A 13,753-nucleotide genomic window follows, 5' to 3' on the forward strand; every position below is an offset into this window, starting at 1 on the left:
GCCGCTGGTGTCGCTGAACGACGGCGCCGGCGCCCGCATCCAGGAGGGCGTCACCGCCCTGGCCGGCTACGGCGGCATCTTCCAGCGCAACACCAGGGCCTCCGGGGTGATCCCGCAGATCTCGGTGATGCTCGGTCCGTGCGCCGGCGGCGCCGCGTACTCGCCGGCGCTGACCGACTTCGTCTTCATGGTCCGCGAGACCTCGCAGATGTTCATCACCGGCCCGGACGTGGTCCAGGCGGTGACCGGCGAGAAGGTGAGCCAGAACGGCCTGGGCGGCGCCGACGTGCACGCCGAGGTCTCCGGGGTGGCGCACTTCGCTTACGACGACGAGCAGACCTGCCTGGAGGAGGTCCGCTACCTGCTCTCGCTGCTGCCGCAGAACAACATGGAGATGCCGCCGGTCGAGCCCTCCGGCGACCCGGCCGACCGCCGCTGCGAGGAACTGCTCGACCTGGTGCCGGTCAACGGCAACCAGCCGTACGACATGCGCCGGGTGATCGCGGCGATCGCCGACGACGGCGAGTACCTGGAGCTCCAGGAGCGCTGGGCGAACAGCGTGATCTGCGCGCTGACCCGGCTGAACGGCTCGGTGGTCGGCATCGTTGCCAACCAGCCCCAGTCGCTGGCCGGGGTGCTGGACATCCACTCCTCGGAGAAGGCCGCGCGCTTCGTCCAGCTCTGCGACGCCTTCAACATCCCGCTGGTCACCATGCTCGACGTGCCGGGCTTCCTGCCCGGCGTGGACCAGGAGCACGGCGGCATCATCCGGCACGGCGCCAAGCTGCTGTACGCGTACTGCAACGCCACCGTGCCGCGGATCCAGCTGATCCTGCGCAAGGCCTACGGCGGCGCGTACATCGTGATGGACTCCCGCTCGGTGGGCGCCGACCTGTCCTTCGCCTGGCCCACCAACGAGATCGCGGTGATGGGCGCGGAGGGCGCGGTGAGCGTGATCTTCCGCCGGGAGATCGCCGGCTCCACCGACCCGGTGACCACCCGCGACCTACTGATCCAGGAGTACCGCGAGGAGTTGATGCACCCGTACTACGCGGCCGAACGCGGCCTGGTGGACGACGTCATCGACCCGGCCGAGACCCGCCGGACACTGATCCGCTCGCTGGCGGTGCTCCGCTCCAAGCACGCGGAGCTGCCCCGCCGCAAGCACGGCAACCAGCCGGTCTAGGACCTGTCTCCCGGGTCCTTGCCTGTTCCGACAGAACCCAGGAGACAGGCCCTTACCGGCTCCTCAAGACGGACGACCGCTGCCGGAGCCCCCTCGGCAGCGGTCGTCGCCGTGTTCGCCCCGCCCCAGGGCGTGTCTTGCGGATCCTTGCCGGGTCCGATCAGATCCACAAGACACGCCCTACGCCCGGGCGAGGTCCGGCTTGCGCTCCACGACGTCCAGTTGGGGATCGGCGTTGAGCATCGCGTGGTGCAGCCGCTGCAGCTTGGGCGAGGGCTCCAGCCCGATCGACTCGACCAGCGAGCCGTGCAGCCGCCGGTAGACGTCCAGCGCGTTGGAGGCCCGCCCGCAGCGGTAGAGCGCCAGCATGTAGTGCGCGTGCAGGTTCTGGTGCATCGGGTAGCGGGCCGTCAGCGAGGCCAACTCGCCGATCAGGCTGGCGTGCCGGCCCAGGCCCAGGTCGGCGCTGATCCGGTCGTCGACGGTGCTCAGCCGGTTCTCCTCCAGCTGGATGGCCTCGATCGAGAGGATCTCGCCGAGCTGCAGGTCGGCCATGGCCGGCCCGCGCCACAGGTCGAGCGCGGCGCGCAGTTGGATCGCCGCGGTCGCGCAGTCGCCGGCCCGCAGTGCCGACTGGCCGGCCTCCCGCAGCTGGTCGAACCGGGCCGCGTCCGTCCGTTCCATCGGGATGTCGAGCAGATAGCCGTTGTACTGGGTGCGCAACAGCGACTTGGGGCAGACGCCGTCCGGCGCGAGGCCCTTGGCCAGCATGCGGCGCAGCTGCAGGATGTAGGTCTGCAAGGTGGTGGCCGCGCTGCGCGGCGGGTCGTACGACCACAACTCGTGGAAGAGCGTCTCCACCGGCACTTTGGTGCCGGATCGGAGGGCGAGCAGGGCGAGAACCTGTCTAGGCTTCCCCGCGCTCGGCACCACCGACGTCCGTCCGAGCCTGGCGGTCAGTGGGCCCAGGATGCCGATCTCCACCGGAGTCTCCCTTCGTGCTCCGTGCTCCGTGCTGCGTTGCGAAGGCGTTGGTGCGCGACCGAGGCGGGTCGCGAACTCGCTGCTCACGAAGGCCTTCGGGCCTCGTGGACCCCAGGAGCGGGGATGCGCCTCGCAGCGTCTTCACCTTGGCATCCGGGCCGGTCCGGAACCCAGTGCCGGCCTCACCGATCGAGGATGACTCAAGAACGGCCCGAGGCATGAGGATTTCACGCGCGAGAGATGAGCGCGGCACTGTCCCCGGCTCCGGTCGCGAGCCCAGAATCCTCGTGCCGCTCCGGGACGCCCCGCAGCGGAGCCAAGAGATCTGACGGCCCTTCGACACCTGGGGGAAACGTGTTCGGAACTGCTCTTGTCGACTCGCTGGACCTGGCCGACCTGATGTCCGCGACCGGGGACCAGGACCTGGACCTGACGATCGTGGACCTCGACCACGCCGCCGCCGGGCGGGTCGACCTCTGCGTCTGCTTCTCGACCGACAGCCTGTAGGGGGTCTTCCGGTGACCCGCAGAGCCGACTCGACCGCCGCAGCCCCGATCGCCGTGGCCCCGATCGCCGTGGCCGCTGCCGACACCCGCCTGATCGGCTTCCGCAGCCACCTGCGCACCGAAGTGGTGCCCGGCGACGCGGTCTACCTGGTCTCCGATCAGGGGGTGACCGCCCTGCAAGGGGAGGGCATCGAACGGCTGGTGCCGTTGCTCGACGGCACCCGCGACCTCGCCGGCGTGCTGCGGGACGCCGCGCCCAGGCTCGCCGACGGGCGGGCCCGGCAGCTGATCGCCCGGCTCGCCCGGGCCGGGCTGATCGGCTACCACGGTGAGACCGTCGTCGAACCGGCGCGCCGCTCGGCGCGAGCGTACTGGGAGCTGGCGGGCCTGGACGGCGCCGCCGCGCTCGGCCGGGTCGGTGCGGGCACCGCGGTGCTCGCGGTCGGCGGCGCCGACGCCGGGGAGGTCGAGCAGGCCTGCCGGAACAACGGCCTGCCGGTCGCCGCCACCGCGGGCGCCGGGGCGCTGTCGGTCGTGGTCTGCGGCGACTACCTCGACCCGGCCCTGCGGGAGATCGACGCTGCTCACCGGGCCGCCGGGCGGGCCTGGCTGGCGGTCAAGCCGGGTGGTTCCAGCCCCTGGGTGGGCCCGGTGTTCGGCGAGGCCGACGGCCCCTGCTGGACGTGCCTGGCACACCGGCTGCGCGCCCACCGGCGCTCCGAGGTGCCGGTGCAGCGGGCGCTGGGCCTGGCCGGACCGGTGCCCCGGCCGGACACCTCGCTGCCGGCCGTCCGGGCGCTCGGCGCGCAGCTCGCCGCCCTGGAGGCCGCCAAGTGGCTGGCCGGTTACCGGCACGCGGGCCAGCGGGAGATCCGGGTGCTGGACAGCCTCGGCCTGGCCGTCAATGGCCACCAGGTGCGCCGCCGCCCGCAGTGCCCCGAGTGCGGCGATCCCGACCTGATGGCGGCTCAACTGGCCCGTCCGGTAGTCCCGGTGGCCCGACCGAAGGCGGCCGGTGCCGACTGCCACCGCGCCGAGACGCCGGAGCAGGTGTACGAGCGCTACGGCCACCTGGTGAGCCCGGTGACCGGGGTGATCGCGGAGATCCGCCGCGATCCGCGCGCCCCGGTCCGGATCAACTGCTATGTCTCCGGCCGCAATCCGGTGGCCGGCTCCGGCGATCTCGCCCAACTACGCGCCGGGCTGCGGCAGATGAGCGGCGGAAAGGGCGCGACCCCGCTGGAGGCGAAGGTCAGCGCGCTGTGCGAGGCGCTGGAGCGGCACTCCGGCGCGCTGCACGGCGATGAGACTCAAATCCGGGGAAGCTACCGGGAGTTGGCGGCAGAGGCGGTCCATCCGGACGACTGCCAGCTCTTCGACCCGCGCCAGTACACGGACCGGCAGGCCTGGAACGAGCGGCACTCCGTCTTCCAGCAGGTGCCGGCCCCCTTCGACGAGACCGCGCCGGTGGACTGGACCCCGGTCTGGTCGCTGACCGACGGCCGCCGCCGCCTGCTGCCCACCGGGATGCTCTACTACAGCTGCTCGGTCGGCCCGGTCGTGCCGCCCGCCGGCAGCCGCACGCTGCGCGCCGACTCCAATGGCAACGCGGCCGGCAGCAGCCTGGAGGACGCCATCGTGCACGGCTTCCTCGAACTCGTCGAGCGGGACGCGGTCGCGCTCTGGTGGTACAACCGCACCCGTCAACCGGCCGTCCGGATGGAGGGGTTCGACGATCCCTGGTGCCGGGACGCGATGGAGCTCTACGCCGGCCTCAACCGCGAGGTGTGGGCCCTGGACCTCACCTCGGACCTGGGCATCCCGGTCTTCGCCGTGCTCTCCCGCCGCACCGACAAGCCCGCCGAGGACATCATGTTCGGCTTCGGCGCGCACTTCGACGCCCGGATCGCCCTGCGGCGGGCCCTGACCGAGATGGGCCAGCTGCTGCCGGCCGCCCTCGGCGCGGCCCCCGACGGCACCGGCTACGACGTGGACGACCCCGAGCTGCTCTCCTGGTGGCGCGCGGCGACCGTGCGCAACCAGCCCTACCTGCTGCCCGATCCGGCCCGGGCGGCGCGCGGCCCGGCGGACTTCCCGGCCGGCCCGCGCCGCGACCTCGGCGAGGAGGTCGCCGCCTGCGTGGAGACCGTCCGCGCCCACGGCCTCGACCTGCTGGTGCTCGACCAGACCCGACCCGACATCGGCCTGCCGGTGGTCAAGGTCGTCGTCCCCGGCCTGCGCCAGATGTGGGCCCGGTTCGCCCCGGGCCGCCTGTTCGACGTCCCGGTCGCCCTCGGGCGGCTGGCCCGGCCCACCCGCTACGAGGACCTCAATCCGATCCCCCTGTTCGTCTGACCGCTGTGTTCGTCCACCGATCGGGTCGGACCGTCCGGCGGAGCCCCCGCCCCCCCAGCACCGAGGAGTACCCCCATGCCGACCAGCGACGGAATCCTCGCCGCGGCCCGTGCCGCCGGCGGTGCCCGCCCCCGCGCCCTGTGGTCCCTGCGCGAGGACGTCCTGGTCGAGCCGGTGGAGCCGGACGGTTCGCTGCTGCTGAGAGCCCGTTGGGGCGACTTCCGGCTGGACCGTCCGCATCCGCTGGTGGGGGAGACCCTGCGGCGGATGAGCCTGGGGCCGATCATGCTGGAGAACGTCTTCGCCGGGGCGATCCCCGCCTCCGGCGACGGTGAGCCGGTCGTGGACCAGGCCGGGCGGACCGAGGTGCTGCGGATGCTGCACCGGCTCCAGCACCTGGTGGTGCGCTCGCTCGGTCTGGAGGACGCCGCCCAGCCGCTGCTGTCCGTGGTCCCGATGGCCAGGGAGGCCCGGTTCCAGCCCGGGCGGGTCGATCCGGTCCGACCGGTGCGGCTGTCCCGTTTCGCCTTCCTGCGCACCGAGGGATCCGGCTTCGTGCTGGAGGCGCCCACCGCCCTGCACCGGGTGGAGCTGCACCGGCCGGAGAGCGCCCGGGTGGTCGGCATGCTCGGCCGCCCGGTGCGCCCGGCCGAGATCGTGCCGGAGTCGGGCCTGTCGGAGCCGGTGGTGCTGGCGGTGCTGGCGCAACTGTCGGGCGCCGGGCTGCTCTCGGTCGCCGAGGACGGCGGGCCCGACCCGGAGGCCTCGGTGGAGCTGATCCGGCTCTCCGCCCCGACCTTCGGCGAGGACCTCGACCCGGTGCTCGCCGCCTGGTCCGGGGTGGACCTGCTCTTCCACACCCGCAGCACCACCGGGCGGCACGACGGCCCGTTCGGCGCGACCTACCCGCTGCGCGGCCGCACCGCCCCCGAGCCCGCGCTGCGCCCGCTGCCGGACGGCCGACGCCACCCGCTGGCCCGCCCCGACCTCAAGCAGGTGCTGGCCGCCGACCCGCTGCTCACCACGGTGATCGAGGGCCGTCGCTCGATCCGCGAGTTCGGCGCGGCCCCGTTCACCGCCGAGCAGCTCGGGGAGTTCCTGCACCGCACCGTCCGGGTGCGCGGGCTGCGTCCGGCGCCCGCTGACGACCCGTCCGGCGAACCGGTCAGCGATCGCCCGTACCCCAGCGGGGACGGGGCGTACGAGCTGGAGTTCTACCCGGCCGTGCGGGACTGCGAGGGGCTGCCGGACGGGATCTACTACTACGCACCGTCCGATCATTGTCTGATCGCGGTCAATGAGAGCCCGGAGGAGCTGGGCGAGCTGTTCGCCGAGGCCGCGGTGGGCGCCCGGCTGGCCACCCCGCCGGCCGTGGTGGTCGCCATCACCTCCCGGCACCGCCGGCTGTCCTGGAAGTTCAGCGGCCTCGCGTACGCGCTGACGCTCAAGCACGTCGGCGTGGTGACCCAGAGCATGTACCTGGTCGGGACGGCCATGGGCCTGGCGACCTGCGCGCTGCGCAGCGGCGACATCGGGCTGGCCGACCGGGCGTTGGGGGTCGACTGGCGGGCCGAGACCAGGGTCGGCGGCTTCGTCCTTGGCACGCTTCCGGAGGACGGTCGGCCGGTCCGGGAGGGGCGGTTGGATTCGGCCGATTTCGTCGGCTGGGACGAGTGTGCGAACGAGGTGTCGGCCCGGGGATAGTCGCGCCCTATACTCCCCCCAAGTCGCGTGGGGGGAGTACAGCCGGGTGAGGGAAACCGTGCGTGTGCGGAAAGAGCCGGACGGATCCGGCGACGCGGGGGGGCAGTCGTCGGGGGAAGGCGGACCGACCGGTTTCAACGCCCCCCCGCCGAGGCTGGCATTGGCCATTGTGGTGATCGTTCAGCTCGGCTTCGTGCTGGTCGGGTTTTTGAACATGACAACAAGTCATCCGACGAAAAGCCAATTCATTGCCGCGAGCCTGACATTCACCGCCGCCTCGGCGCTGCAGTTCGTGCATTGCGCGCCCAGGATGCAACGGGTGCGGGAGCGGTTCGGGCGCTGGACACTGCTGGCGCAGGCGGTGCTGACGTACGTGCCGCTGGTGTTCTTCGGCTTCGCCTGGGGCGGGATGGCGGGCTTCCTGGGCTCCTCGGTGCTGCTCCTGCTGCGCGGAAAGCGGGCGGGCGCGGCCTTCGGGGCGGTGGTGGTGCTGTCCGGGGTCAGCGGCGCGCTGCTGGGCCTCAGCGTCGCCGAGGCGGTCTACCTCACCGTGGCGACGGCGCTGACCGGGCTCATCGTCTTCGGCCTGACCAGCCTCGCCCAGCTGGTCATCGAGGTGCAGCAGGCCCAGCAGGAACTGGCCCGACTGGCCGTCACCCGGGAACGGCTGCGGTTCGCCCGGGACCTGCACGACCTGCTCGGCTACAGCCTCTCGGCGATCACCCTGAAGAGCGAGCTGACCTGCCGACTCGTCACCGCCAACCCCGAGCGGGCGCTGGACGAACTCGGCGGGGTGCTGGAGATCTCCCGGCAGGCGCTGGCCGACGTCCGGGCGGTGGCCCGCGGCTACCGGGACATGTCGCTGGAGAGCGAGGCGGTCTCGGCCCGCTCGGTGCTCTCGGCGGCGGACATCGAGGCCCAGTTCGACCTGGGCGGCATCCGGCCCACCGGGGAGGCCGACACCGTGCTGGCCACCGTGCTGCGCGAGGGTGTCACCAACCTGCTGCGGCACAGCAAGGCGGAGTCCTGTGTGGTCAAGGGCCGGGCGGAGGGTGGGCGACTGCGGCTCACCCTCTCCAACGACGGCGTCCCCGAGCGGGCAGCGCTCGGGGACGCCGACCGGCACAGCGGCGGACTGGACAACCTGCAGGTACGACTCGCCAAGGTCGGCGGCCGGCTCAGTGCCGGGCCGGACGAGCGGGGGTGGTTCCACCTGGTCGCCGAGGTCCCGGCCTGAGCTTCCCGTTCCGATGCTTCGGAACTGGTGGTTCAGAGCAGCCAGCCGGATTCCTCGGCCAGCCTGATCGCGTCGATCCGGTTGCGGGCGTTGAGCTTCGTCACGATCGTCGTCAGGTAGTTCCGTACCGTCCCGACCGACAGGTGCAGGGCCGCCGCGATCTCCGCCGCCTCGGCTCCGCCGGCGGCGGCCCGCAGCACCTCGGTCTCCCGCAGGGTCAGCGGGTTCTGCCCGCTGTCGAAGGCGTCCAGCAGCAGCTGGGGGTCGATCACCCGCTGACCCGCGGCCACCCCGCGCACCGCCTCGGCGAGCTGCTTCGGCGGTGCGTCCTTCAGCAGGAAGCCGGACACCTGCGCCTCCAGTGCCCGGCGCAGCGTGCCGGGCCGGCCCAGGCTGGTCAGGATCAGCGTCCGGCACTGCGGCAGCTTGGTCTTCAGCAGGCTCGCGGCGGTCAGGCCGTCCATGCCCGGCAGGTCGATGTCGATGATCGCGACATCCGGCCCGGTCTCCAGAGCCTTCGGCACCACCAGATCGCCGCGCTCGGTCTCCGCGACCACTTCGAGGTCGTCCTCCAGGTCCAGCAACGCCACGAGCGCGCCGCGGACCATGTGCATGTCCTCGGCGAGCAGAATCCTTATCACCCGGTAATCCCCCCAGAGCCACGACCGGGCGTGCCACCCGGACGGACCTCCGATGGTAGGGGAACCGCGGCCCCACGGCGCTCAACACGCCCCCACGGAGTGCAGGGCGACCGGCGGTGCGCATTCGTACGGTCGTGGGCATGGCGGCCGGATGTGGTCGGTGGTGGCGCGGGGCCGCACCGGACAGCTGTTCAGCTGTGTCCGGCGGCGTGCTTGGCCAGCTCCAGCAGGCCCTCCAGGTCGTGGGCGGCCTCGGCGGTGCAGAGGGCGGTGGTGAGGGCGAGGGCGGTGAGCGCGGCGAGGGGCCAGCTGCGGGGGGCGGGCGCGGGGGCGAGCAGGGCGGTGACCCGGCGGGGGACGGGGCCGAGGGTGTTCGGGCGGAGGCGGCCGAGGAGGGCGAGGGCTGCGGCCGGGATGCGGGTGCGGGCCCGGGTGCGGCGGGCGGCGAGGGCGGCCTTGCCGATGGTGCGGGCGACCTGTTCGCGGTCGCCGACGGCCGCGGCGGCGCTCTCGTCGGCCCAGCGTTCCACGGTGAAGGTGACGGTGTCGGCCAGCGGCCGCAGGAACGGGTTGGCGGCGGCGCCGAGTTGGGCGAGGGCGACGAACAGGTAGTGGCGGTGGGCGAGGTGGGCCCGTTCGTGGGCGAGCAGGATCTTCCGCTCGGCCGGGTCGAGCGCCGCCAGCATGCCCGTGGAGACGACGATGCGGCCCGGCCGCCCGGGGATCGCGTACGCCTCGGCCGCCGGGTCGTCCACCACGACCAGCTGCTGACGCCCGGGCAGGCAGGCCGCCTCGGTGGCCGCCCGGGCCAGGGTGCGGGCGCGCCGCCAGAGCATCCGCCCGGCGGTCGCGAGGGCGACGGCGAGCAGGGCGCCGGCCAGCACGGCCACCGAGAAGGAGGCCGGGTCGTGGTGCTGGGCGGCGGGCGCCGACCAGTGGTCGTGGGCGAGCCGGGCCAGCAGTGGGATCCGGATCAGCCCGGTGACGGTGAGCATCCCGAGCGCGGCCGTGCTGGCGGTCGCGAGCACCAGCGAGCCGACGGTGAGCAGCCAGGTGGCCGGCCGGGGCGGCAGCCGTTCGCCGACCGGCCGGGCGAGCAGCGCGGCGAGCAGGGGGAGGAGCAGCGGCAGGTAGACGGCGATGCGCATCGGGCCGCCTACGCTCCCGGTCCGAGCGCTCCCGGGCCCAGCAGTCGGCGCAGGAACTCCTCGTCGTCCGAGGACAGCTCGTCGACGAAGTGGGTGAGTACGGCCTCGCGGTCGCTGCGCCCGTCCAGCATCCGGTTCATCTTCCGGGCGGCGAGTTCGGACTCGTCGGAGACGGCGGTGTAGGCGAAGGCCCGGCCGCGCTTGGCGCGGCTGAGCAGGCCCTTGCCGTGCATGCGGCTGAGGGCGGTGACGACGGTCGTGTAGGCGAGCCGGGCGTCGACCTGTTCGAGCACCTCGCCGGGGGTCAGGGCCTCGGGGGCGGCCTGTTGCAGGGCGGCCAGGATGGCGGCCTCCAGCTCGCCCTTGGCCCGTCCCTCGCCTGTGGTGGGTTCGTGCACGCCCACGGACTTGGTCACCTCCCGCGCTATCTTCTACATTCCACGTAGAAGTTCTACGTCTGATCGTAGAAGTTTCTGCCTGCCCAGAGTCTGCCATGCCCCGCGTCCGGCGCGAGCGGTGGCAGCGTACCCAGGAGGACGTGCGGTGAGCGAGCGATGGGGGTACCCCCGGCCGGAGGCTGGGGGAGAGCGAACCATTGAGGGGCGCGCATCGGCGAATGCCGCTGCCGAGCGCGGCGAGGCGGGCGCATGAGCACAGAAACAGTGGCTGGAACCCCGCCCCGGACCGTGGCGGCCCGCGCCGAGGCGCTGACCAAGGCGTACGGCTCCGGCGAGACCCGGGTGGTCGCCCTGGACGCGGTCGACGTCGCCGTCCGGCGCGGCGAGTTCGTGGCGATCATGGGCCCGTCCGGCTCCGGCAAGTCCACCCTGATGCACTGCCTGGCCGGGCTGGACACCGCCACCTCGGGGCAGATCCTCATCGGCGACACCGAGATCACCCGGCTCAAGGACAAGAAGCTCACCCAGTTGCGCCGCGACAAGGTCGGCTTCGTCTTCCAGGCGTTCAACCTGCTCCCCACGCTCACCGCGCTGGAGAACATCACCCTGCCGATGGACATCGCCGGCCGCAAGCCCGACCAGGCCTGGCTGGACAAGGTGATCGACACCGTCGGCCTGTCCGGACGCCTGAAGCACCGGCCGACCGAGCTGTCCGGCGGCCAGCAGCAGCGCGTCGCGTGCGCCCGCGCGCTGGCGAGCCGACCGGAGATCATCTTCGCGGACGAGCCCACCGGCAACCTCGACTCCCGGGCCGGCGCCGAGATCCTCGGCTTCCTGCGCCAGTCGGTGGACGGCCTCGGCCAGACCATCGTGATGGTCACCCACGACCCGGTCGCCGCCTCCTACGCCGACCGCGTGCTGTTCCTCGCCGACGGCCGGATCGTGGACGAGCTGCCGGAACCCACCGCCGACTCCGTGCTGGACCGGATGCGCCGGTTCGACGGCGCCGGGCGCAGGAGCTGACGGAGTGCTCAAGGCAAGCATCCGCAACTTCCTGGCCCACAAGGGCCGCATGGCACTGTCCACCCTCGCCGTCCTGCTCGGCGTGGCCTTCGTCTCCGGGACCCTGGTGTTCTCCGACACCATCAACGTCGCGTTCACCGGCATCGCCGGCTCGACCGCCGCCGACGTGACCATCAAGCCGAAGCAGGCGTTCACCCCCGAGGTCGAGGACCGCGGACTGTCCGGCGAGACCCCGACCCTGCCCGCGGGCGTCGTGGCGAAGGTCGCCGCCGTCCAGGGCGTACGGGCCGCGCACGGCCAGGTGAGCCTGCAGAACCTCACCGTCGTCGACAAGGACAACGAGCCGGTCGGCCCGACGACCGGAGCTCCGACGCTCGGCCAGAACTGGTACGACGACCCGCAGGTCCACCTCGTCCAGGGCCACGCCCCGACGAAGGCCGGCGAGATCGTCCTCGACCAGGCCAGCGCCCGGCACAAGGACATCCACCTCGGCGACCCGCTGCGCATCCTCACCCCGACGGGCTCGATGCCGGGCACCGTCGTCGGCGTCGTCACCTTCACGACCGGCAACCCCGGCGTCACCATGGCCTACGTCGACACCGCCACCGCCCAGGCCCGACTGCTCGGCAAGCCCGACCAGTTCACCGGCGTCACGGTCGACACCGCCCCCGGCACCGGCCACACCACCGCCCAGGAGCGGATCAAGGCGGCGCTCGGCGACGGCTACTCGGTGGCCACCAAGGAGGAGCAGGCGCAGACCGCCGCCCAGCAGATCAGCTCGTTCCTGAGTGTGGTCACCGTTGCTCTGCTGGGCTTCGCGGGGCTGGCGGTACTGGTCGGGATCTTCCTGATCCTCAACACCTTCGCCATGCTGGTCGCCCAGCGGACGCGCGAGCTGGGCCTGCTGCGCGCGCTGGGTGCGGGGCGGGGTCAGGTGCTGCGCTCGGTGCTGACGGAGGCGCTGCTGCTCGGTGTCATCGGTTCGACGCTCGGTCTCGGGGTCGGCATCGGGCTGGCTGCGGGGCTGAAGTCGCTGATCGCGAACTTCGGTGTCGACCTGTCCGGCACCGCGCTGGTGATCAGCCCGGTGACCCCGGTTGCGGCGTACGCGGTCGGCGTGCTGGTCACGCTGGTCGCCGCGTACCTCCCGGCCCGGCGCGCCGCCCGGATCTCCCCGATGGCCGCGCTGCGCGAGGCCGCCGTGCCGGCGGCGCCGAGGCTCGGCCGGCGTACGGCGCTCGGTGCCGTGCTGCTGGTGGCGGGGCTGGGTCTGCTGTACGGGGCTGCCACCCACCACGCCACCGTCATCACGGCCGGGGCGCTGCTCGGCGGCGGCATCGTGGCGTCGCTGCTCGCGCTGGTGGTGCTCGGCCCGGCACTGTCCCGGGTGGTCGTGTACGGGCTGGGCGCGCCGTTCCCGGCGGTGTTCGGCACGGTCGGCCGGATGAGCCGGCTCAACGCGGTGCGCAACCCGCGCCGCACCGGGGCGACGGCGGGCGCGCTGATGATCAGCCTGTCGCTGGTGGGCGCGGTCGCCGTGCTGGCGGCCTCCCTCACGACCTCGGTGGACCGGGACGTGGACAACACCTTCGGGGCCGACTACATCCTCTCGGGTAACGGCGCCACGCCGATCGGGCATGAGGTGACGGAGAAGGTCAGGGCCGTTCCCGGGGTGCAGGCCGTCACCCGGCAGCGTTACGCGGTGGCGCACTTGAACGGGTTCCAGCTGGTGCTGTCGGGTGTGGACGTCGCGACGGTGGACCGGGCCGTCAAGCCGCAGTACGTGGCGGGTTCGACGGCGGATGTGGCGGCGGGCAAGGTGATGGTCGACCAGACCACGGCGGCCGCCGACCACCTCTCCGTCGGCTCCCAGGTCGAACTGCACTTCCTCAACGGCCGGGTGGGCACGCTGACCGTCGGCGCGATCAGCAAGCCCCCGGCGGGCGCGGGCAAGGACGGCGGCAGCTGGGAGGTGTCCCTGGACACCCTCGCCACGTTCGCCCCCGAGGCCCAGGACTTCGCGCTCTACCTCAACACCGCCTCCGGAGCGGACCGTTCGAAGGTCGAGGCCGGGTTGGAGACGGCGCTTGCGGGGTACCCGCAGGTCACCGTGCAGAGCCAGGCCGACTACAAGAAGTCGATCACCGGCCAGGTCGACACCGTGCTGTACCTGGTCTACGCCCTGCTCGCACTGGCGATCGTCATCGCGGTGCTCGGCGTGGTCAACACCCTTGCTCTGTCGGTGATCGAGCGCACCAGGGAGATCGGCCTGCTGCGCGCGATCGGCACGTCGCGGGCACAGGTAGGCCGGATGGTCCGGCTGGAGTCGGTGCTGATCGCCGTCCACGGCGCGCTGCTCGGGTTGGGGTTGGGCCTGGCCTGGGGCGTTGCGGGCCAGAAGGTGCTGACCCTCTACGGCATCACCGCGCTGAGCATCCCGTGGACCACCATCCTCGCGGTGCTGGTCGGCGCGGCCGTGGCCGGACTGGCGGCAGCGGTGGTGCCTGCCGTGAAGGCGGCCCGGATGCGGGTGCTGGGGGCCATCGCCACCTCGTGAAAGTAGCGGTGCCT

At 72.7% G+C, this 13,753-nt stretch carries 11 protein-coding genes; 7 read left to right on the forward strand and 4 right to left on the reverse strand.

The window, feature by feature from the left end:
• A partial coding sequence (locus ACWC9T_RS31975; RefSeq protein ID WP_449824545.1) for an acyl-CoA carboxylase subunit beta occupies nucleotides 1-1,186 on the forward strand: 1,186 nt, incomplete at its 5' end.
• Between the two features lie 180 nt (nucleotides 1,187-1,366).
• Here ACWC9T_RS31975 and ACWC9T_RS31980 read toward each other — a convergent pair.
• Nucleotides 1,367-2,170: an AfsR/SARP family transcriptional regulator gene (locus tag ACWC9T_RS31980; RefSeq protein WP_449824546.1), complete on the reverse strand. Its 804-nt coding sequence runs from the start codon at nucleotides 2,168-2,170 to the stop codon at nucleotides 1,367-1,369.
• A gap of 354 nt (nucleotides 2,171-2,524) precedes the next feature.
• Between ACWC9T_RS31980 and ACWC9T_RS31985 the strand changes: the two genes are divergently transcribed.
• The 4 genes from ACWC9T_RS31985 to ACWC9T_RS32000 all read left to right on the forward strand — a co-directional run bounded on the left by ACWC9T_RS31985 (nucleotide 2,525) and on the right by ACWC9T_RS32000 (nucleotide 7,972).
• Nucleotides 2,525-2,677, forward strand: a complete 153-nt coding sequence (locus ACWC9T_RS31985) for a hypothetical protein (RefSeq protein ID WP_355676670.1) — start codon at nucleotides 2,525-2,527, stop codon at nucleotides 2,675-2,677.
• A gap of 53 nt (nucleotides 2,678-2,730) precedes the next feature.
• The gene (locus tag ACWC9T_RS31990) at nucleotides 2,731-5,031 is read left to right on the forward strand and encodes a TOMM precursor leader peptide-binding protein (protein ID WP_449824573.1); all 2,301 of its coding nucleotides are present in this window, start codon (nucleotides 2,731-2,733) and stop codon (nucleotides 5,029-5,031) included.
• 75 nt (nucleotides 5,032-5,106) lie between these two features.
• Nucleotides 5,107-6,735, forward strand: coding sequence for a SagB family peptide dehydrogenase (locus tag ACWC9T_RS31995; RefSeq protein WP_449824547.1), 1,629 nt, complete (start codon nucleotides 5,107-5,109; stop codon nucleotides 6,733-6,735).
• A 319-nt stretch (nucleotides 6,736-7,054) separates the two neighbouring features.
• Nucleotides 7,055-7,972: a sensor histidine kinase gene (locus ACWC9T_RS32000; RefSeq protein WP_449824548.1), complete on the forward strand. Its 918-nt coding sequence runs from the start codon at nucleotides 7,055-7,057 to the stop codon at nucleotides 7,970-7,972.
• 32 nt (nucleotides 7,973-8,004) lie between these two features.
• On the opposite strand, the gene ACWC9T_RS32005 is transcribed toward ACWC9T_RS32000, so the two are convergent.
• The 3 genes from ACWC9T_RS32005 to ACWC9T_RS32015 all read right to left on the reverse strand — a co-directional run bounded on the left by ACWC9T_RS32005 (nucleotide 8,005) and on the right by ACWC9T_RS32015 (nucleotide 10,177).
• Nucleotides 8,005-8,613: a response regulator transcription factor gene (locus ACWC9T_RS32005; RefSeq protein ID WP_449824549.1), complete on the reverse strand. Its 609-nt coding sequence runs from the start codon at nucleotides 8,611-8,613 to the stop codon at nucleotides 8,005-8,007.
• 191 nt (nucleotides 8,614-8,804) lie between these two features.
• Complete coding sequence (locus tag ACWC9T_RS32010; protein ID WP_449824550.1) at nucleotides 8,805-9,761, reverse strand: M56 family metallopeptidase; 957 nt, start codon at nucleotides 9,759-9,761, stop codon at nucleotides 8,805-8,807.
• A gap of 8 nt (nucleotides 9,762-9,769) precedes the next feature.
• Nucleotides 9,770-10,177 carry a BlaI/MecI/CopY family transcriptional regulator gene (locus ACWC9T_RS32015; protein ID WP_449824551.1) on the reverse strand — a complete coding sequence of 136 codons (408 nt, stop codon included), beginning with the start codon at nucleotides 10,175-10,177 and terminating at the stop codon, nucleotides 9,770-9,772.
• Nucleotides 10,178-10,408: 231 nt separating this feature from the next.
• On the opposite strand from ACWC9T_RS32015, the gene ACWC9T_RS32020 reads away from it, so the two are divergent.
• Together ACWC9T_RS32020 and ACWC9T_RS32025 are read left to right on the forward strand one after the other, a co-directional pair.
• The gene (locus ACWC9T_RS32020; protein ID WP_449824552.1) at nucleotides 10,409-11,182 is read left to right on the forward strand and encodes an ABC transporter ATP-binding protein; all 774 of its coding nucleotides are present in this window, start codon (nucleotides 10,409-10,411) and stop codon (nucleotides 11,180-11,182) included.
• A 4-nt stretch (nucleotides 11,183-11,186) separates the two neighbouring features.
• Nucleotides 11,187-13,739 carry an ABC transporter permease gene (locus tag ACWC9T_RS32025; protein ID WP_449824553.1) on the forward strand — a complete coding sequence of 851 codons (2,553 nt, stop codon included), beginning with the start codon at nucleotides 11,187-11,189 and terminating at the stop codon, nucleotides 13,737-13,739.
• The last annotated feature ends 14 nt before the right edge of the window (nucleotides 13,740-13,753 follow it).

The sequence above is a fragment of the Kitasatospora sp. NPDC001159 genome (genome assembly GCF_053598235.1).